Below are 19,620 nucleotides of genomic sequence, written 5' to 3' on the forward strand. Positions count from 1 at the left end.
TACGGACGCACCGACGCCGAACCCACCGCACGCTTCCACACCCTCTGGAGCGGTGACCGCACCGAAATCCAGGCCTAGAGACCGGGCCGCTGGCAATGTGACACGCCAGGTGGGGGGCCCAAAGACAGCGGAACTCCCAGCGGATGAACTGTCCTGCACGACACCATCTCAGCTGGGGGTTCCGCTGTCGGCTTTTGTATGGCGACCGAAAATCGGTGGCCACGACGTCCTCTCATGAGAACGAATTGTGCTGCCGCGGGCCGGAACTCGTCGGCGCCGCGGATCGACCTACCCAATACACACGGACCAAATCGGCCTTGCTGCACTGTTATTCGTGCGGCAAGGCCGATTCGGCGAACGCTCAGGATGCCCAAGTCCAGACTGGCTTGAGCGCCGTCCCCGCCCCAGCACTGCCCGTCCTGGACTGTGCTGGGGCGACGATCGGAATCAGCGCATCTGCCCTGCGCCGATGTACGGGAACGGGCTCTTCAGCAGCTTGCCTTCGGCGAACCGGGACAGGCGGAAGTCCTCGGCCGGGATATCGGCGTCGGAGCTCGTGCCGTCCACGACCAGGTCGGCGATGAGCTTGCCGACCGCGGGGGCAATCTTGAATCCGTGACCGGAGAAGCCCGCAGCGACGATCAGGCCGTCGACGTCGGTCTTCGAGATCGCGGGGTTGAAGTCCGGGGTCACGTCGTAGCAACCGGCGTAGGTCGATGCGATCGACGGGTTCTCCAGGCCGGGGAAGCGGGTGCCGATCTTGTCGACCGTGAGGTCGATGAAGTCGTCGTCGGCGCGGTTGAGGTAGTTGTCGGGGTCAGCCGGCTCGAGAACGTCGAGCGCGGAGTTACCGAACAGGATCTGGCCGTCGGAGCCTTCCGGACGCACGTACTGCAGCGACACCAGGTCGGAGAACACGGGAACCTTGCCGAGGTCCTGGCCCGGATCGAGGAGCACGATCTGCTCGCGGTGCACGGTGATGGGCAGTTCGATGCCGTGCTGAGCCAGCAGCGCGACCGACCAGGGGCCGGCGGCCAGGACGACCGTGTTGGCGGAGACGACGCTGCCGTCGGTCAGGCGCACGCCCGTAGCCTTGCCGTTCTCGACGATGATCTCGCTGACCGTGGTGCTCTGGCGCAGGCGGACGCCCTTGCGGCGAGCGGCAGCGGCGAAGCCCTGCGCGGTCTGGTAGGCGTCACCGTATCCACCACGCTCTTCCCATGCGAACGCGGCGAACGGCTCCAGGTCGGCAACCGGCCACAGCTTGGCGACCTCGGACTTGTCGATGTCCTCGGTGCGCACGCCGACGGCGCGCTGCGCGGCCATGGAGTCCTTGATGGCCTGGACGTTCTGCTCACCCACGCCAACCACGTAGCCGGTCTGGTGGAAGCCCACATCCTCACCGAGGATCTCCTCGGCGTTCTCGAAGAGTTCGAGGCTGCGGGTCGCCATGGCGGCCAGCGAGCTGACGCCGTAGTGGCAGCGCACGACGCCGGAGGACTTCCCCGTGCCGCCCGAGCCGACGGTGTCGCGCTCCAGGATGGTGACATCGGTGATGCCGCGCTGGGCCAGCGACCAGGCTGCTGAACAGCCTTCCAAACCGCCGCCCACGATTACGACGTCGGCCGTGGTGGGAGTTTCAGACATGATGATGACTTTCTGCCAGGGGTGTGTTGGGTTGGGTGCGGTCAGGGCTGCGTTGCGGACTCAACGGGTTGTGAGGGGTTATAGTCGGCGGGCGAACACGATCGAGCACACGATCGCGCGTTGCCCTCCGCCAACTGACGGGGTGAGTTGGCGGACGACACTTTCCAGAAGGACACGGTGATCAACGCCATGTCGCTTCCCTTCGCGCAGCGGTAGTACTGTGAGTTAACAAAATCCACCGTGAGTGGATTGGAGTTAACGCTACTACTGTTTCGCGGAAATAAACAGTATCTAATGGAGGGAAATCTTCTCTCAATCTCGCTTTCTTGTGGGCCGCCCAGATTCCGCTGTCACGCTCCCCCACCGGCCCGCAAGTTCAGATCCGCCTTCCTCCTCCCCCATCAGCCCTACTGACTCGGATTCGCGTGTGTGGCTGAGGTTTCCGACGGCATCACGCGTCGACGCCCTACACAAACGGGTAGATCGAACCATCCGGATTGGCGTTCCGCGTCGACGCTATTGGCGCGACTCTGGATAGACGTAAGGCCCCGACTTCTGGAGGAGGACGAATTATGACCGCCACGACGGAACCCACCTCGGAAGTACACCGGCACGCCCTCGTCAGGAACGCCCCGAGGGCGAGCCGGCCTGCCACGCTCCGCAACAACGGTGCCTGCACCGGGCGTTCGGCGGCGGCTTCCCGGGACGCCTCGATCGCCCGAATCGACGAAATGCTCTCGCGCAGAAACATCGTCAAGCTGAGCGATGACGACCTGGCCTGGCTGCGTCCCGGCGACCGACCGGCAGATGCGATCCGCTGGGTGATGTCCCGGGGCCCGGCGATCCTGATCGTCACCCATGGCGACGCCGCAGCCACGGGCTACATCAGGGGCGGATCCGTGCGCGTACGCGGGGCCGCGGTCAGTGATCCCGCGCAGTGGGCGGACGCCTTCGTGGCCGGCTTGCTACAGGCGCTGACGGCCCGCGATCTGTTGGACCGCGGGACCGACCAGAATCTGCGGTCCGTCAGCCTGGAAGACCTGCGAGGAATCCTGCACGACGCGAATCTGCATGCGGCACAGGCGATCACCTCGACCGTCGGACATTAGGGCGCTACGCGCCGCGCCAGGGGCCGCTAAACGTGCGTGTCGGGGAAAGTGATCACCGACAGGAACCTGATGGGCATCTGAATCAGGTCCACGGGCCCGTGCGTGCCTTCGCCATCGATCAACAGCGAGTCGCCGGGGTGCAACCGGTACACCGAGCGGCTGTGGCTGTAATCCATCACGCCTTCGAGCATGTAGATGAATTCGGTACCCGGGTGCTGAAACAGCGGGTAGGTGCGGCTTTTTCCGGTCAGCTCTACGTGCAGGCATTCCAGCCGCTTGTGTTCACCGCGCAGCGAGCCAAGCAGCTGGTACTCATGGCCTTCGCGCGTGCCGTCGCGCGCGATGCGTGCGCCGGTACCGGCTTCGACGAATGCCGCGGGGCGTGCCACGTCGGAGCCGCGGAACAGTGACGTCACGGGCACATCGAGGCCCTTTGCGAGCAGCGACAGCGTCGACAAGCTGCACGAGGTCTGGGCATTTTCGATCTTGGACAGCATCGCCTTCGAGATGCCTACGTTCGCAGCCATTTCGCCGAGGGTCAGCCCCTGTTGCTGGCGCAACTGCCGAACATTCCGAGCAATGGCCGTCTCGAGTTCGAGCTCCTCGATCGACTCGTCCGGACCGCGATCCCTCGCGATGCCCGAGACGTTACGCAAAAGCGGGGCTTCGGTCACCAGTTCACTGTAGTTTCTGCGACTATTCTCGCGGTAATACTGGTACGCACGCGACTGGTCCCCTCATCGCCGACGGCACAGGTTGGGGGCAGGTAACGGATGGTGCAGCAAAACACAATACCCCTCCAGAACTCGCCCCACCACTCCAGTTCCGTTCAATTGTGTTCCACCGCAGCCTGATTCATGAATCTCGACGCCGCGCGGTGCAAGCGCCGAAGGCGGTGATCTCACCGCCCGGGGTCAACCGGACGGTGAAATCACCAACCCTTGCTCAACTCAGTAGGCCGACGTTCCCGGGACCCACGAGGTTCCGGCGAGCGGGATGCGAGACATCGCCGCAGCCTCGACCGTCAAGGACACCATGTCCTCGGGCTCCAGGTGCTGCACGTGAGCCTTACCGCATGCGCGTGCGATGACCTGGAGTTCCAGGGTCAGCACCCGCAGGTAGTTCGCCAACCGACGACCACCCTCGATCGGGTCGAAGCGGGCGGCCAGCTCGGGATCCTGCGTGCTGATGCCCGTCGGATCCTTTCCGTCCTGGAAGTCGTCGTAGAAGCCGGCGGCACTGCCCAGCTTCTCGTACTCCTCGGCGTACCGAGGATCGTTGTCGCCCAAGGCGATCAACGCAGCGGTTCCGATGGCCACCGCATCGGCGCCCAGCGCCAGTGCCTTGGCGACGTCGGCGCCGTTACGAATACCGCCGGAGACGATCAGCTGCACCTTGCGGTGCATGCCCAGCTCCTGCAGCGCCTGCACTGCCAGCGGAATCGCTGCCAGCGTCGGGATGCCGACGTGCTCGATGAACACATCCTGGGTTGCCGCGGTACCGCCCTGCATGCCGTCGACGACGACCACATCGGCACCGGCAGCGACAGCCAGCTTCACGTCGTAGTAGGTGCGGGTGGCACCCACCTTGACGTAGATCGGCTTTTCCCAGTCGGTGATCTCACGGATTTCCGCGATCTTGATGGCCAGGTCATCCGGGCCGGTCCAGTCGGGATGCCGCGACGCCGAACGCTGGTCGATACCCTGCGGGAGGGTACGCATGCCGGCAACACGCTCGGAGATCTTCTGACCGAGGAGCATGCCGCCGCCACCCGGCTTGGCGCCCTGTCCGAGCACGACCTCGATGGCATCTGCCTTACGCAGATCATCGGGGTTCATGCCGTAGCGCGACGGGAGGTACTGGTACACCAGGTTCTTCGACTGGCCCCGCTCCTCCGGCGTCATGCCGCCGTCACCGGTCGTGGTGGAGGTGCCCACCGCGCTGGCGCCGCGGCCCAGGGCCTCCTTGGCACGTCCGGACAGCGCACCGAAGCTCATGCCTGCGATGGTGATCGGAATGTCAAGCTTCAGCGGGTATTTCGCGAACCGGTCACCCAGCACGACGTTGGTGGCGCACTTCTCGCGGTAGCCCTCGAGCGGGTACCGAGAAACCGATGCGCCGAGGAACAGCAGATCGTCGAAGTGCGGCAACTTGCGCTTGGCGCCCCAGCCACGGATGTCGTAGATACCCGTGTCAGCGGCCCGTTGGATAGCGGCGATCGTGGTCCGGTCAAAGGTGGCGGACTCACGCAGGCCGAGCCTGGCCCGGTCGTCGTCTGTTTGGCTCATCAGTATGCTCCGGCGTGATCGACGTGGAAGTGGTAGAGGTTGCGGGCAGACCCGTACCGCGTGTAGGAGGCAGTGTCGTCATCCTCGAACCCTGCCGCCTTCAGCAACTTGGCGAGCTCCTCGTGATGCTCGGCCCGCATCTCCTTGGCGATACAGTCAGCGCCCAGTGATGCGGCGTTGCCGCGCAGGTAGATTCGCGTCTCGTAGATCGAGTCGCCAAGTGCTTCACCCGCGTCGCCGCGGATGACCAGGCGTCCGGCCTGCGCCATGAAGGCGCTCATGTGGCCGACGTTGCCGCCCACCACGATGTCGACGCCCTTCATCGAGATACCGCACCGCGCCGAGGCGTTGCCCTCGATCACGAGCAGGCCGCCGTGCGCGGTCGCACCCGCGGACTGAGAGGCGTTGCCCTTGACCCACACGGTGCCGCTCATCATGTTCTCGGCGACGCCGGTGCCGGCGTTTCCGTTGATGATGATCTCGGCCTGCTGGTTCATCCCCGCGCCGTAGTAGCCCAGGTGTCCGTCGACCGTGATCTTGACCGGTGCGTTGACACCAACCGCGACGTTGTGCGCCCCGGCCGGGTTCTTGATGAGGAATTCACCGGACAGATCGGCTGCATGCAGGGCGGTGTTGACCTCCCGCAGCGGCGTCTTCTCCAGGTCGAATGTCAACGGCTCCATGCGTACACCACCTCGGGCTCCGGTTCCCAGATCTTTGCGTTCTCGACACCCGGCAGATGTGCCAGGGCGCGGTACTCACTCGCCATCGCGACCCAGTCGGGGGTCTCGGCGATCACGGCAGGCTTGCACGAGATCGCGTCGCGCACAACGGCGAACGAGTCATGGTTCGACACCAGCAGGGTGTAGAACCCGTCAAACGTCGCGCACAGTTCCTTCAGTGCGGTTTCGACGTCACGACCCTGGGCCAGCTGATGAGCCACGAAGCGGGCGCCCACCTCGGTGTCGTTCTCGCTGTCGAAGGTCACACCTTCGCGACGCAGATCGCGGCGCACGGTGGCGTGGTTCGAGAACGAGCCGTTGTGCACCAGGCACTGACCGGTACCCACCGCGTAGGGGTGGCACCCGGCCGGGGTGACCGCAGACTCGGTGGCCATGCGGGTATGGCCCACACCCTGCCAACCCTGAGCCTTCGGCAGGCCCCATGCGTCCGCGAGGGTCCGCGGAGCGCCAACGCCCTTGAGCACGGCGAGGTCTGAGCCGAAGCCGGCGACCAGCGCGGTGGGGAGGGCCTCGCGAGCGGCGGCGAGCAGCGCGTCGGACTCGATCGACGCGGTCAACAGGTAGGTCGCATCGAGGATGCGCACGTTGACGGCGACGCCTGCCTTCTCGCTGACGGCAGCCGCAACCTCGTCAGCCGGGGCGTCAACCTCGAGCAGCGACACGGCGCCCTGCCCGGCGGGTGTCCAGTTGGGGTCGCCGTAGACGGCCACACCCGCTGAATCCATTCCGCGGTCGGACATTTCGCACAACATCCCGGTGAGCAACTCGCCCAGCCTCGGATACAGTTCGGGGTTGCGCAGATGCAGCCCCACAATTCCGCACATTGTTGGTCTCCCTTCTTAAAATGCCGTCAGGTACTGATCGATTTCCCAGGAACTAACCTGGCTGTGATAGGTGAAGAACTCGTCGCGCTTGAGGTCGGTGAAGTACTTGGAGACACCGGCGTCACCGGCCGCATCCAGCACTTCCATGATCACGGGATCAGCCTCAAGCGTTTCCACGGCGTGGAGCAGAGTGACCGGCAGCGCGGGCCGCGAGGTCGCCTGCGCGCCCATCTCGCCCGGATCGGTCTTGTTGGCGATTCCGTCCAGCCCTGCGCCGATTGCCGCCGCGGCCGCCAGGTACGGGTTCGCCGATCCGCAACCGCCGCGCAGCTCGATGCGCTGGTTGTCGGGAATGCGGATGTAGTGGGTGCGGTCGTTGCCACCGAAGGTCGGGCTGTTCGGGGCCCAGGAGGCGCCGGAAGTCACGGCAACCGCACGAGTGCGCTTGTAGGAGTTGACCGTCGGCGCGATGACAGCCTGCAGGGCACTCGCGTGCTCCAGGATGCCGCCGATGAAGTTGTAGGCGGTATCCGAAAGGCCGAGGCCACGCTCGTCGGTGTCGGACGGGAACACGGGCGTCCCACCACTGGTCAGAGAGATGTGCAGGTGCAGGCCGCTGCCGGTGCGGTCGGAGAACGGCTTCGGCATGAACGTGGCGATCATGCCGCGCTCTTCGGCGCTCATCGCCAGCAGGTAGCGCAGCGTCACGACGCGGTCGGCGGTCACCAGGGCCTCGGCGTACTGGAAGTTCTGCTCGAACTGGCCGTTGCCGTCTTCGTGGTCGTTGGCGTAGTTGGACCAGCCGAGCTGGTTCATCGCCTTGGAGATGCCCGAGAGGTGCTCGTACATACGGGTCAGCCCGCGGACGTCATAACAGGGGTTCGCGGCCAGGTCGTTCCGGTCGGCGGTGTGCAGGGTGCCGTCGGCGTCGCGGTTGAGCAGGTAGTACTCGACCTCAGCGCCCATCCACGGCTCGAAGCCGGCCTCGGCGGCGCGCTTGATCATGGCCTTGAGGATGTTGCGGGGGGCGTACGGCCACAGCTTGCCTTCGACGTATACGTCGCAGTGGACCAGCGCCAACCCTTCCTTGACGAAGGGGATCGGGGTGAACGACACCGGATCGGGGACGGCGATCAGATCGGGGTCTTTAGGCTCCTGCCCCATGGCCCCAGCGGCGTAACCGGCGAAGCCGACGCCTTCCTTGGTAAGTTCGTCGATGGCTTCGACCGGCACCAGCTTGGCACAGGGCTTTCCCCGCAAGTCAACAAACATTGCGAGAATGAACTTCGTTCCTGACTGTTCGGCCAGGGTAGCAAGTTCGAGGTCAGGGGACATATTTATGCACCTTGTCTCGTGGTAGGAATCTTCGTATACCGCTAGTAAACACCCGCCGAAACGTTTGAGCAAGAGAGTTGGGCAAGGGAATTTCTCGGCCGCCCACCGGAGCTCCCAGTGCGGGGGATCAGGTCACGCGGCCGGCCACCATTTGATATACGCAAGCGCCCGAGTCCGTTGCGAAGCGCGTCGCCCGCAGGCCCGACGGCACACGCCTGACCTCGGGTTTAGCCGCAATCGCCGGACCGGCCGGTCCCCGGTGACGCAACGGCCGATGAGCCACCGCCAGGCCGCTCGACCACCGGTTCGGATCGCGTCGCCGGACCCAGGCCCAAAGGGTTCAGCGGGCACTCCCAGCAAACAAATGGCAGCCCATGACGGCAGCGGTCCTAGGTCGCTCGGCAGGGTCCGATATGCGTGAACATCGGTGTGCTACACCGCTTATCGCGTCAGATGTGAGTTGAGAACGGCCCAGCGAGGGCCGGTTCGCGTGGATGACGCATGCCATACCGCGTCTCAGGATGCACGAATATGCTTGCTGTACAACGCTATTCGATAGCTCCGCGGTTACGCTCGGCAGGCCGGGGGCCGCTTCGGCGACACACTTCCGAACCGCTGCGCCCAGCGGCGGTGTGCCGTGGGACACACCTACCCGCTGGTGTGCCCCACGCCACAGCGCGGGGCCACTGCATTGGTTCATTGATCATGCACCACAGTGCATCTCGACTCAAACAGGGCCGAGAAGCCGGCACGCAGCCGGATGTCCACGCGCAGCGCCGCGGGGCCGGCCGGATGCGCTTCGTGCGACTGTATTTCGTGCGCGAGTTCCGCCCGCTGCCGACGACTTTGGTTAACCGAGCGAGGCGGTATGGAAAGAGTTCCGCGGTGCCCTCCGGCCCGTGCCCGGCTCTGGCGTCGTAACTGCGCCGCAGGGCCACGGCGCCCTCCAAGGCAGCGCATCCGGCCCGCAGGTGCGGTTCAATAGGCGGCTTACACCCGCAGATGCGGTTGTTCTGCCTGGCAGTCGTCGCTAGGCTGGCGCCGTGCCGACCATCCGGATCCGAGAGGCAGCCGAGTTGCTCGGGGTCAGCGACGACACCGTGCGCCGCTGGATCGATGACGGTGCGTTGATCGCCGAACTCGACGCGTCAGGCCGCAAGGTGCTCGACGGCGCTGCCCTGGCAGCGTTCGCACGGGCCAATGCCAGTGCGGCACCGAAGGATCCGTTGGGTATCGGGAGCTCGGCACGCAACCGGTTCGCCGGGCTGGTCACGGACGTCATCGTCGACGGGGTGATGGCACAGGTGGAAATCCAGTGCGGGCCGCTGACGGTGGTGTCGCTCATGAGCAGTCAGTCGGTGCGTGAGCTGGGGCTCGAGCCCGGCAGCGTGGCTGTCGCGGTGGTCAAGGCGACCACCGTGATCGTGGAAACCCCGAAAGGAATCTGATGCTCCGTGCCTTGGCCGTCTGCGGTGTGATGGCGCTGGCAGTGACCACCGCCTGCCAGTCCAACTCCCCGTCACAGCCGAGCCCGTCCCCGTCGGGCGCCGCCATCACGGTGTTCGCGGCGGCATCGCTCAAGTCGGCGTTCACCGAGATCGCCGACCAGTACAAGACCGATAACCCGGGCTCATCGGTCGAGTTCTCCTTCGCGGGGTCCTCGGACCTGGTCACGCAGCTCACCCAGGGCGCCACCGCGGACGTGTTCGCCTCGGCCGACACCCGCAACATGGACAAGGCCGGACAGGCGGGCCTGCTCGCAGGCAACCCTGTCAACTTCGCCACCAACACGCTGACCATCGCCGTAGCACCGGGAAATCCCAAGGGCATCACGTCATTTCGTGATTTGACCAAACCCGGCGTCAGCGTCGTGGTGTGCGCCCCACCGGTGCCGTGCGGCGGAGCCACGCAGAAGGTCGAACAGGCCACCGGCGTCACACTGGCTCCTGTCAGTGAAGAGTCCTCGGTGACAGACGTGCTCAACAAGGTCACCACGGGCCAGGCCGACGCGGGCGTCGTCTATGTCACCGATGCGGCCGGTGCGGGCGACAAGGTGACGGCGGTGTCGTTCCCCGAAGCCGCGCAGGCCGTCAACACCTATCCGATCGCGGTGCTCAAGCAGTCGAAGCAGAGCGCGGCGGCTCAACGCTTCGTCGACCTGGTCACGGGCGAGGCCGGCCAGAAGGCGCTTGCCAAGGCGGGGTTCGCCAAACCCTGAGTTCAGGAGGTCGGCGGCGCCGCTGCCGGGGGCGCGTTGGGTGGCGGCGCGGACGGCGGTGGCTGCTTCGCGGCCGCTGACCTGGCCGCCAGCGCTCCGGCGATCGACGTCGTGGCGATGGTGATGAGCGCGCCGAGCATCATCGCCGACCCCTCGCCCGGCTTCAGCAGGTGCTGCTCGGTGCCCAGGGTCGCGGCGGCCACCGGCACGCCGAGTTGGGCGGCGGAGAACACCGCGAGCGGCAACGGCTGGCCCGTCAACCGGCCTGCCGCGTGGGCCAGCACGGCACCGAAACCCAGACTGGCGCCCAGCACGATGAGCCCGGGATTCTGACCGAGTTCGCGTACCTGCAGTGATGCGCCCAGCCAGACGAAGAACAGCGGGGCGAAGAAGCCGTCGGTGATGCCGAACAGTTGCCGGGCGAGCCGGCGTGGCTCTCCGATGGCCGAGATCACCAGGCCGAGCGCGAACCCGGCCAGCATGACCGAGACGTGCGTGGCGATGGCCACCGCCGCCAGGGTGAACAGCAGGATCAGGCTGATCCGCAATTCGAGGGCGAACTGGTGGTCCTCTGAATAGTGGTGCAGACGTTTGCGGTAGCCGGCCCGGTCTCCAGCGCGCAGAAGCACGAACAACACCACCGCGCAGCCGGCGATGGCCAGCGCCCCCAGCGCGGCCCGCGGGGCCCGCTGGATGTCGATCACCAAGGGCAGCAACACAATCGACGCCGCATCGGCGATGGCGATCTGCGCGGTGACCGACAGCACCTGGGGGCCCTGCAACCGCAGCCCGTCGATCACCGGCAAGGCCAGCGCCGCCGACGACGAGGCCATCAGCACGGCGTACAGGAGCGCGTGGCCGGTGCCGAATGACCGGGCGAGCACCACACCGAGGATCGCGGCCACCGCACCCACCAGCACCGCCCGGGCCAACGCCTTGGGAATCGCACTGTGCAGAGAGGTATCTCGCACCGGGACGTGAGTGCCCACGACGAACATCACCAGCGCGAAGCCGATGTTGGCCAGCAGCGAGAACGTAGGATCGGTGTGGTCGATGATGCCGAATCCGGTTCTGCCAAAGATGATCCCGGCGATCAGCTCACCGATGACCACCGGGATCCGCAGCCGCGGCACCGATGCCAGCGCCGGGCCGGTGAGCCCGATCACCACGATGAGTGCGAGCGTGCCGAAGCCGATGCCCGCCATGTCAGCGCGTCACGGTTGCCACGACACCAGACGGCACGGAATCCCGGTGTTCTCGTCGGTGAGGTAGCTCGCGCAAACCCGGTGATAGCCGTCGGCCACCTGCAACTGCGCGCCTTTGCGACCGTCGCCCCGCACCAGCAGGATCGGCGACAGCTTCTTGCCGCCGCTGATCTTGAACAGGTCAGCGCGGACATGCGCGTTGGTCTCCGGCAGCAGCGCCAGGCCGGCTGCGCGCAGGATGTCCTTGGCCTTGCGGGTCACGGGCGGCGCCTTCTTCAGCGCCGCCACCGTCTTGTCGACCGCGTCGCTCTCGGCCAGCAGCGACAGGTAGTCCGCGGCCGCGTCGAAATCATGATCTTCGGGCTTGTCGAGCCATTTCACCGCCATGGCCCGATACGTTACTTATCCGGTGATCCAGTTGCCGTGAAATCCATAGGGAACACGCTGCGGCAGCGCAATTTTCGCCACCGGCTTCCCAGCAAAGTCACAGGCATCGAGGATGACGAGATCGCTGCCGTCACGCTCGGGATCGTAGACGTAGCCGAGATACCACCCGTTGCTCTCGTCGGCTGCGCCCGCACCGGGAACGAACACCGCCTCGCCGGGGCCGCCGGACCCCAGGTCGTGGCGCACCCCGGTGCCCGTGGCCAGGTCGTAGCGGATCCAGCCATTCGAGCCGACCGCCACGGAATAGCGCGCATCGAGGCCTGCGAGCCGGTCGTCGATGCGCGGGAACTCGACGCCCGCATCGTCGAGTTGCCGCTCGGCGACTGTTCCGGCACTCAGGTCGATACGCCACTCCCACAACACGCCATCGGCGTCGAACCCGCCGTTGTCCCGCCACAGTTCCGGATACCGAACCGCCTGCAGCACAATCACATTCCCTGATTCGTAAGCATTGGCCACATGGAAGACGTAGCACGGGTCAATGTCGAACCAGCGGATCGGCGCGGTGGGGTCGTCACGTCGCATGACGCCGAAGCGGGCCCCGTAGTCATCGCTCCAGCGGTAGGGCATGTCCCCCTCGCCCTTGATGGCGACGTCGAGGTCGAACACCACTGGGAGGTCCATGAAGACGACGTGACCGGAGGTCATCGCGAAATCGTGCATCATGGTGTGCGCCTTGACATCCACGGGCTGATTCACGATCAGTTCGCCCGCGGCATCGGCCCGGTGATAGGTGACGAAGGGCTCGAAAATGCTGCCGTAGCCGAAGAAATGTAGTTCGCCCGTGGTGGGGCAGATCTTCGGGTGTGCCGTCATCGAATCGACGAGCTTGCCGCCGAAGTCGTAGGCGCCCAACGTTTCCAGCTCATTGGTGATCTCGTAGGGCAACGAGCTCTCCACCAGCGCGAGGGTGCGGCCGGCGTGGTTGACCACATGGGTATTGGCGACGGCGGCCCGAAGGTTGCGGCTGCCGTCGGCGTTGTAGAGCGGGAAGTCCTCGATGAAGCTGTCGGTGCGCACCCACCGGTTGCGGTACCACTTGGCGGCGCCGCCTTCGATGCGGACGCCGTGGATCATCCCGTCGCCGGTGAACCAGTGGGCGGTTGCCTGACGGGGATTGGGTCCGTTGCGCAGGTACCAGCCGTCCAACTCGGGCGGGATGGCACCTTCGACAGGCAGGTCGTATTCGGTGAGTTCGCCTGCGACGGGCGCGTAGTTGCCGCGCCGGAAGAAGTCGGTTTCGCCGATGGGCAGGGCTGAGGTCATGCCATCTACGGTGACATTCCACTTCTGACATGTCAATAGTGGAAGCTAAGCTGTCGCCATGAGTTTGCGAATGGCCGCGCTCGGCCTGCTGGCGAAGCACCCCGGCAGTGGATACGACCTGCTCAGACGGTTCGAGAAGTCGATGGCCAACGTGTGGCCCGCCACCCAGAGCCAGCTCTACGGCGAGCTCAACAAGCTGGCCACGGCGGGCCTGATCGAGGTGTCTGCGATCGGTCCGCGCGGGCGCAAGGAGTACCGGGTCACCACGGCGGGCCGCGACGAGCTCATGCGCTGGATCCGCAACCCGGCCGACGACCCACCCGAGCGCAGCGCCGAACTCCTCCGGGTCTTCCTTCTCGGCGAACTGCCCCCCGACCAGGCGCGCGAGCACCTGCTGACACTGGCTGACCATTCCACCGCGGAGATCGAGCGGCTCACAGCGCTCGAGGCGTCGATCCCCTGCATCGAGGACGACCTCTACGGGCATGCGGCGTTGGTGTACGGCCTGCGCTTCAACGCCATGCAGGCCCAGTGGGCGAAGTGGGTCGTCGACCGACTCGATGAACGCGACTAAATCGACCGTTGCATCGCGATAGATTCCGATATATCGTTACTGCATCGGAAGCGCGTACGGCGCTTCCCGTCGAAAGAGAGAACCTCACCTATGAACACCCCATTCACACCACCCAATCCCCCGTTCGGCCCCGGCGGCTTCGGTTTCGGCTTCAGCCCCGACGACCGCCGCGCCCTGCACGATGAGCGGCGCCGCGCCCGGCGCGAGTTCCGCGATCACGTCCGCGAAGAGTCCGCGGGACATCACGGCCCGTTCGGCCGCGGCTTCGGCGGCCCCGGTTTCGGTCCCGGCTTCGGCTTCGGCCCCGGATTCGGCCCTGGCTTCGGTCCCGGTTTCGGCGGCGGACCCCGTGGCCGCGGCCGAGGCGGACGCGGCGGCAGCCGTGGCCGACGCGGTGACGTCCGTGCCGCGATCCTCAAGCTGCTCACCGAGCGGCCGATGCACGGCTACGAGATGACCCAGCAGATCGCCGAACGCAGCAACAACCTGTGGCGGCCCAGCCCCGGCTCGGTCTACCCCACCCTGCAACTGCTCGTCGACGAGGGCTTGATCGCCCCGGCCGCCGAAAGCGAAGGCAGCAAAAAGACTTTCGAGCTGACCGATGACGGCCGCGCAGCCGCCGATCAGATCGAGACCGCACCCTGGGACGCCATCGCCGAAGATGCCGACCCCAATGCCGTCAACCTGCGCGCCGCCATCGGACAGCTGATGGGCGCCGTCGCACAGTCGGTGCACACCGCCAGCGACGAGCAGCAGCAGCGCATCCTCGACATCGTCAACGGCGCACGCCGCGAGATCTACCAGATCCTCGGCGAGGAGTAAGTCCACGGGGACGGTCTGCGTAGGCTGACCGGCATGCAGACCTTCCCCCTGGGTTCGTTCGCTGTGTCGCGCGTCGGGTTCGGTGCCATGCAACTGCCCGGGCCCGGCGTGTTCGGCCCGCCCCGAGACCGCGAGCAGGCTCTGTCGGTGCTGCGGCGGGCAGTCGAATTGGGCGTCAACCACATCGACACCGCACAGTTCTACGGGCCCGCCGTCGCCAACGAGTTGATCCGCGCGGCGCTGCACCCGTATCCGTCCGACCTCGCATTGGTCAGCAAGGTCGGCGCGCGCCGCGACGAGCAAGGGCAGTGGCTACCCGCCCAAGAGCCCGACGAATTGCGCCGCGGGATCGAAGAGAACCTGCGGACCCTGGACACCGACCGGCTGGCGGCGGTGAACCTGCGCGTGCACGACGGTGACGGCATCGGCGTTCCCACCGCCGTCGACCATGACCTCTTCGAGCGGCAACTCACCACGATGATCGCGGCCCGCGACGAAGGCCTGATCGACGGCATAGGCCTCAGCAACATCTCTGCTGAGCATCTTCGGATTGCCTTGGGCCACACCGCAATCGCGTGCGTGCAGAACGCGTACAACCTGGTCGACCGCAGCGCGGCGCCGGTGCTCGAGCGCTGCGTCGAGCACGGTATCGCCTTCGTCCCGTTCTTTCCGCTCGGCTCGGCTTTTGATCCGAACAGTCCTGTGCTCGGCAACGACACTGTCCGGCAGGCCGCGGCGGACCTCGGCCACACACCCGCACAGATCGTGCTGGCGTGGACGCTGTCGGTCGCACCCAACGTATTGCTGATTCCCGGAACGTCGTCACCGGCGCACCTGGAGGAGAACCTGGCAGTGGCGGACATCTCGCTACCCGACGACATCAAGAGCCGGCTCGACGGGCTGGGCGGATAAGGGCATGACCGAAGAGATCACCGCATACGTCGTTCCCGCGCTCGTGGCCGTGCTTGCGGCTGCCGGCTCCACCATCGGCATCCAGTTCCGCGATGTCGACGCCTACGAGCGTCGGCGCGGATTCTGGCAGTGGCTGCTGGTGTTGCTCGCCGCGTTGGCGACCTTGGGGGCCACCAACTCGGCATCCGGTGCCGGGAACCTGCTCGAGGCCAGCTTGTTGTCGGTGCTGGCGATGGCAGCCGTGATTCTCGGGCACGTGATGTGGCGCAGGCGAGTTCCCGATGCCGAACCCCGCACCCAGCGGCTTGCGGTGGCGGCCTCAGCCCTGGCCGTTGTCGTCGTCGCGGCTTCGGTGACACTCACCTACATCTCCGGCAAGGGCTGTCGCCAGGCCCAACCCCTGGTGGAGTCCAGCCGGGCAAGCTCTGGCCTGATCCTGCCGTCGTTCGCCGCCAACCAGGGCCCGACGGTCGGCGACTTCAACGAGTGGGCCAAGGTGATCGGCGATCAGGCCAAGCAGGTCACCTCGGGCAAGGCCGCCGAGCATGCCCACCGGCTGGGTGAGTTGGCCGGCCAGATCGCCGACGCCGAGCGGACCAACGACAAGGGTCGCCACGCCATGCTGGGCGTGCAGTACTACGACGAACTCAAGGGTCTGCTGATGACCTGCCCGCCGCCCCGGTGACTCAGTCGATATCGACCCAATCCAGCGTGCGCTGAACGGCTTTCTGCCACCCGGCGTACCCACTGGAACGCTGATCGTCATCCCATTGCGGGGCCCAGCGTTCGCCTTCCTGCCAATTGGCGCGCAGATCGTCGGCGTTGCGCCAGAACCCGACCGCAAGCCCGGCCGCATAGGCCGCACCGAGCGCGGTGGTCTCGGCGACCACGGGCTTGACCACGTCGACACCGAGCACGTCTGCCTGGATCTGCATGCACAACCGGTTGGCGGTGATACCGCCGTCGACCTTCAAAACCTCAAGGTGCACACCGGAATCGGCCTCCATCGCGTCGACCACGTCGCGACTCTGGTAGCAGATGGCCTCTAGCGTCGCGCGGGCCACGTGCGCGTTGGTGTTGAACCGCGACAGCCCGACGATCGCGCCCCGTGCGTCCGAGCGCCAGTACGGCGCGAACAGGCCAGAAAACGCGGGCACGAAGTACACGCCGCCGTTGTCGGCGACCTGCCGGGCCAGCGCCTCGCTCTGCGCAGCACCGCTGATGATGCCGAGCTGATCGCGTAGCCATTGCACGGCCGATCCGGTCACCGCGATCGAACCTTCCAGGGCGTAAACGGGTTTCGCCGGGGTTCCATCGGCGGACGCGAACTGGTAGCACACCGTGGTCAGCAGGCCGTTCTCGGACCGGACCATCTTCTCGCCGGTGTTGAGCAGCAGGAAATTGCCGGTGCCATAGGTGTTCTTGGCCTCACCGGCATTCAGGCACACCTGCCCGACCATCGCGGCCTGCTGGTCACCGAGGATGCCCGTCACCGGCACTTCACCGGCCAGCGGCCCGTCGGGGCGGGTCAGACCATACGGGGTGGGTGACGAGGACGGCCTGATCTCGGGCAGCATCTGCCGCGGAATCCCGAAGAACGACAACAGTTCATCGTCCCAGTCGAGGGTCTCCAGGTTCATCAGCATGGTGCGGCTGGCGTTGGTGACATCGGTGACATGGACGCCGCCGCGATGGCCGCCGGTCAGGTTCCACACCAGCCAACTGTCGGGGTTGCCGAAGATCGCGTCACCGTTCTCGGCGGCGGCCCGCACCCCGTCGACGTTCTCCAGGATCCACTGGATCTTGCCGCCGGAGAAGTACGTCGCGGGCGGCAGCCCGGCCTTGTGCCGGATCACGTCGCCGCGGCCGTCGCGGTCCAGCGCGGCGGCGATGCGGTCGGTGCGGGTGTCCTGCCACACGATGGCGTTGTGGTACGGCCTGCCGGTGTGGCGGTTCCACACCAGCGTGGTCTCCCGCTGGTTGGTGATGCCGAGCCCGGCGAGATCCGCAGCGGAGAGTCGGGTTTTGTTCAGCGCCGTCATGATGACTGCCGCGGTGCGTTCCCAGATCTCCACCGGATTGTGTTCGACCCATCCGGCGCGCGGCAGGATCTGCTCGTGCTCGAGCTGGTGGCGGCCCACCTCGGCACCCGCGTGGTCGAAGATCATGCAGCGGGTGCTGGTGGTGCCCTGGTCGATGGCTGCGACGAAATCGGCCACTGTGGTCCTTTCCCGAGTCGCTGTCGCTCCTACCCTCCGAAGCGTCCATCATGGCTTACGTGGCACCCAGATCTGATTCTCTTCGTCCTCGCGGCACGTCGGCCAAAACCGGTATCGAGCGCATGCCGCGCGGTGGCTACGACGCATCCTGCCTGGACCGGCTGCTGGAGACCGACCGGTTGGAGTACATCGACCGGGATGACGGTCTCGATTCGCGCAGGCAACAGGTCATCGATGCCCTGGATTGGACCGGCCGGATCTTCCGCAATCACGAGAAGTTCGCCCGCATCGCTCTGGACCTGGTCGCCGACGTGCCCGATCCACGGATTCTGGAGCTTGGCGCAGGCCACGGCGGACTGTCACGTCAGCTGCTGGATGACCATCCGTCGGCCCGCCTCACCGTCTCCGACGTCGACCGCGCATCGGTGGACGCGCTGGCCGCGGGCGAGCTCGGCACCCACGCCAGAGCGCAGGTTCGCGTACTCGACGCGACGGAGATCGACGCCGCCGACGGCAGTTTCGACCTGGCCGTGTTCGCGTTGTCGTTTCATCATCTGGCTCCCGCGCAGGCGTCGAGGGTGTTCGCCGAGGGCACCCGCGTCGCGGACACGCTGCTGATCATCGACCTGCCGCGCCCGCCCGCGCCGCTGCATCTGCTGAGGCTCGCGACGATGCTGCCTGCCGCGCCGTTCATCCCGTTCATCCACGACGGCGTCATCAGCTCGCTGCGCTCCTACAGCCCCTCGGCGCTGCGCAGCCTCGCCCTGCACGCCGATCGGAACATCCAGATCGAACTGCGCAGCGGACTCACGCAGCCCCAGATCGTGATCGCGCGCCGCGGCTAGCGTCGCGGCCGGGTCAACCGGTGCAGCAGCCAGGCCGGCGGCACCGTGGCCGCCAGCGTGGCAGCGAACAGCACGACAGCCGATCCGGTGTAGACGGGCCACCGCAGCACGAGCGCCATCACCAGGTCCATGACCACCACGTGCAGCAGAAAAATCTCGTACGAGATCTCCCCCAGCCACACCAGTGGCCTGCTGCCCATCAGCCGGGCATACCAGCCGGAATCACCCAGCGCGAGCGGTGCCACCACCAACGTGGCGATCACGGCGTAGAGCACCGTCTTCGACACATCTTCGGACAGGGTCAGCGTGACGGCGGTGGTCCGACCGGCGATCGGCGTAGACACCACCAGATAGCAGGCCATGGCCAACGGCAGCACTGCCAGCGCGTAGCACCGCACCCCCATGGCCGAAAGCACCGCGAGCATCATGCCCCCGGCGAACCAGGCCAGGTAATGCGGCAGCCACGTTCCCGCGCCGACCGGCAACCAGTGGGTGTTGTGCAGGATCACCAGCCAGGCCGGGCTCACCGCGGCCATCACCACCAGGCTCGCCAGCAGCAGCACCGGCCGGAACCGGCGTCGGCACAGCAGCACCAGCAGCAGGTAGGCCAGCAGTGGCAGCACCGCGTAGAACGCGACCTCCACGGCCAGGCTCCACATCTGCGACAGGCCCTGATGCAGGTAGGCGGTGAAGTAGTCGTCGCTGTATATCTGGGTCAAGGTCAGGTTGCGCAGCAGGCCGGTCCAGGTGTGCCCGGGGTTGGGGTGCACGGGACGCACCTGGTAGATCCCGAACACCAGCAGCACCGTCACCACGTACGAGGGCGCGATCCGGCGCACGCGGCTGCGGGCATAGCGCGGTACCGACGGCTGCCGGCCACCGGTCACCGCGGCGCGCACCCAGGGGCGGAACAACAACAAGCCGGACAGCACGAAGAAGATCGGCACCCCGATCTCCAGCCGCGCGCCCAGCAGCCCCACGTAGCCGTGGGTGAGCAGCCCGGTGCCGTAGGACGCGTGGGTGCCCATCACCGTCATCGCGGCGACGGCCCGCACCCCGGTCAGCGCGGCGATCCGGTCGACGCTGCCGACCTGTTCGAGCCCGCCCTGGTCCTCGTCAGCTTGTCGGGCACACAATTGCCGAGCCTATTACGCAATTTTCCTGCG

The 19,620-nt window shown here is 66.3% G+C and carries 19 protein-coding genes; 8 read left to right on the forward strand and 11 right to left on the reverse strand.

Annotation, left to right across the window (positions count from 1 at the left end; genetic code table 11):
• Positions 1-447: 447 nt before the first annotated feature.
• Entirely contained in the window at positions 448-1,647 is a 1,200-nt protein-coding gene (locus tag A5784_RS05645) for an NAD(P)/FAD-dependent oxidoreductase (RefSeq protein ID WP_064943180.1), read from the reverse strand.
• Between the two features lie 572 nt (positions 1,648-2,219).
• Here A5784_RS05645 and A5784_RS05650 point away from each other — a divergent pair.
• Positions 2,220-2,756 carry a carbohydrate kinase family protein gene (locus A5784_RS05650; protein WP_064943183.1) on the forward strand — a complete coding sequence of 179 codons (537 nt, stop codon included), beginning with the start codon at positions 2,220-2,222 and terminating at the stop codon, positions 2,754-2,756.
• A 26-nt stretch (positions 2,757-2,782) separates the two neighbouring features.
• On the opposite strand, the gene A5784_RS05655 is transcribed toward A5784_RS05650, so the two are convergent.
• The 5 genes from A5784_RS05655 to glnT all read right to left on the reverse strand — a co-directional run bounded on the left by A5784_RS05655 (position 2,783) and on the right by glnT (position 7,946).
• Entirely contained in the window at positions 2,783-3,430 is a 648-nt protein-coding gene (locus A5784_RS05655; RefSeq protein WP_064943184.1) for a helix-turn-helix domain-containing protein, read from the reverse strand.
• Between the two features lie 276 nt (positions 3,431-3,706).
• A complete protein-coding gene (locus A5784_RS05660) occupies positions 3,707-5,044 on the reverse strand; it encodes an FMN-binding glutamate synthase family protein (RefSeq protein WP_029373460.1) in 1,338 nt (445 codons plus the stop codon).
• Complete coding sequence (locus tag A5784_RS05665; protein WP_064943185.1) at positions 5,044-5,727, reverse strand: GltB/FmdC/FwdC-like GXGXG domain-containing protein; 684 nt, start codon at positions 5,725-5,727, stop codon at positions 5,044-5,046. The genes A5784_RS05660 and A5784_RS05665 overlap by 1 nt, the downstream gene beginning before the upstream one ends.
• Positions 5,715-6,611: a class II glutamine amidotransferase domain-containing protein gene (locus A5784_RS05670; protein ID WP_064943186.1), complete on the reverse strand. Its 897-nt coding sequence runs from the start codon at positions 6,609-6,611 to the stop codon at positions 5,715-5,717. The genes A5784_RS05665 and A5784_RS05670 overlap by 13 nt, the downstream gene beginning before the upstream one ends.
• A gap of 15 nt (positions 6,612-6,626) precedes the next feature.
• Complete coding sequence (glnT, locus tag A5784_RS05675) at positions 6,627-7,946, reverse strand: type III glutamate--ammonia ligase (RefSeq protein WP_064943187.1); 1,320 nt, start codon at positions 7,944-7,946, stop codon at positions 6,627-6,629.
• Positions 7,947-8,989: 1,043 nt separating this feature from the next.
• Here glnT and A5784_RS05680 point away from each other — a divergent pair.
• Both A5784_RS05680 and modA read left to right on the forward strand, forming a co-directional pair.
• Positions 8,990-9,394, forward strand: coding sequence for a TOBE domain-containing protein (locus A5784_RS05680; protein ID WP_064943188.1), 405 nt, complete (start codon positions 8,990-8,992; stop codon positions 9,392-9,394).
• Positions 9,394-10,164, forward strand: a complete 771-nt coding sequence (gene modA, locus A5784_RS05685; protein ID WP_064943189.1) for a molybdate ABC transporter substrate-binding protein — start codon at positions 9,394-9,396, stop codon at positions 10,162-10,164. Before A5784_RS05680 ends, modA begins: the two co-directional genes overlap by 1 nt.
• A 2-nt stretch (positions 10,165-10,166) precedes the next feature.
• Here the strand turns inward: modA and A5784_RS05690 are convergent, their stop codons facing one another.
• Genes A5784_RS05690 through A5784_RS05700 form a run of 3 tightly spaced genes read right to left on the reverse strand, consistent with a single transcriptional unit; the run spans position 10,167 to position 13,082 of the window.
• Positions 10,167-11,369: a cation:proton antiporter gene (locus tag A5784_RS05690; protein WP_064943193.1), complete on the reverse strand. Its 1,203-nt coding sequence runs from the start codon at positions 11,367-11,369 to the stop codon at positions 10,167-10,169.
• Positions 11,370-11,378: 9 nt separating this feature from the next.
• Complete coding sequence (locus A5784_RS05695) at positions 11,379-11,756, reverse strand: hypothetical protein (protein WP_064943194.1); 378 nt, start codon at positions 11,754-11,756, stop codon at positions 11,379-11,381.
• Positions 11,757-11,771: 15 nt separating this feature from the next.
• Positions 11,772-13,082, reverse strand: coding sequence for a carotenoid oxygenase family protein (locus A5784_RS05700; protein ID WP_064943195.1), 1,311 nt, complete (start codon positions 13,080-13,082; stop codon positions 11,772-11,774).
• A gap of 58 nt (positions 13,083-13,140) precedes the next feature.
• Here A5784_RS05700 and A5784_RS05705 point away from each other — a divergent pair, with 58 nt between their 5' ends.
• The 4 genes from A5784_RS05705 (at position 13,141) to A5784_RS05720 (ending at position 16,075) form a co-directional block, all read left to right on the forward strand.
• On the forward strand, positions 13,141-13,656 hold the full coding sequence (locus A5784_RS05705) for a PadR family transcriptional regulator (protein WP_064943196.1): 516 nt from the start codon (positions 13,141-13,143) through the stop codon (positions 13,654-13,656).
• Between the two features lie 90 nt (positions 13,657-13,746).
• Positions 13,747-14,478: a PadR family transcriptional regulator gene (locus A5784_RS05710; protein ID WP_064943198.1), complete on the forward strand. Its 732-nt coding sequence runs from the start codon at positions 13,747-13,749 to the stop codon at positions 14,476-14,478.
• Between the two features lie 33 nt (positions 14,479-14,511).
• Positions 14,512-15,390, forward strand: coding sequence for an oxidoreductase (locus A5784_RS05715; RefSeq protein ID WP_064943199.1), 879 nt, complete (start codon positions 14,512-14,514; stop codon positions 15,388-15,390).
• Between the two features lie 4 nt (positions 15,391-15,394).
• Entirely contained in the window at positions 15,395-16,075 is a 681-nt protein-coding gene (locus A5784_RS05720) for a hypothetical protein (RefSeq protein WP_064943200.1), read from the forward strand.
• A gap of 1 nt (position 16,076) precedes the next feature.
• Here A5784_RS05720 and glpK read toward each other — a convergent pair whose 3' ends face one another.
• Entirely contained in the window at positions 16,077-17,558 is a 1,482-nt protein-coding gene (gene glpK, locus A5784_RS05725; RefSeq protein WP_232005958.1) for a glycerol kinase GlpK, read from the reverse strand.
• 173 nt (positions 17,559-17,731) lie between these two features.
• Between glpK and A5784_RS05730 the strand changes: the two genes are divergently transcribed.
• A complete protein-coding gene (locus A5784_RS05730; RefSeq protein WP_064943205.1) occupies positions 17,732-18,454 on the forward strand; it encodes a class I SAM-dependent methyltransferase in 723 nt (240 codons plus the stop codon).
• On the opposite strand, the gene A5784_RS05735 is transcribed toward A5784_RS05730, so the two are convergent.
• Complete coding sequence (locus tag A5784_RS05735; RefSeq protein WP_064943207.1) at positions 18,451-19,590, reverse strand: acyltransferase family protein; 1,140 nt, start codon at positions 19,588-19,590, stop codon at positions 18,451-18,453. The genes A5784_RS05730 and A5784_RS05735 overlap by 4 nt on opposite strands.
• Positions 19,591-19,620: the final 30 nt, after the last annotated feature.

The sequence above is a fragment of the Mycobacterium sp. 852013-50091_SCH5140682 genome (genome assembly GCF_001665685.1).
Taxonomy (GTDB): domain Bacteria; phylum Actinomycetota; class Actinomycetes; order Mycobacteriales; family Mycobacteriaceae; genus Mycobacterium.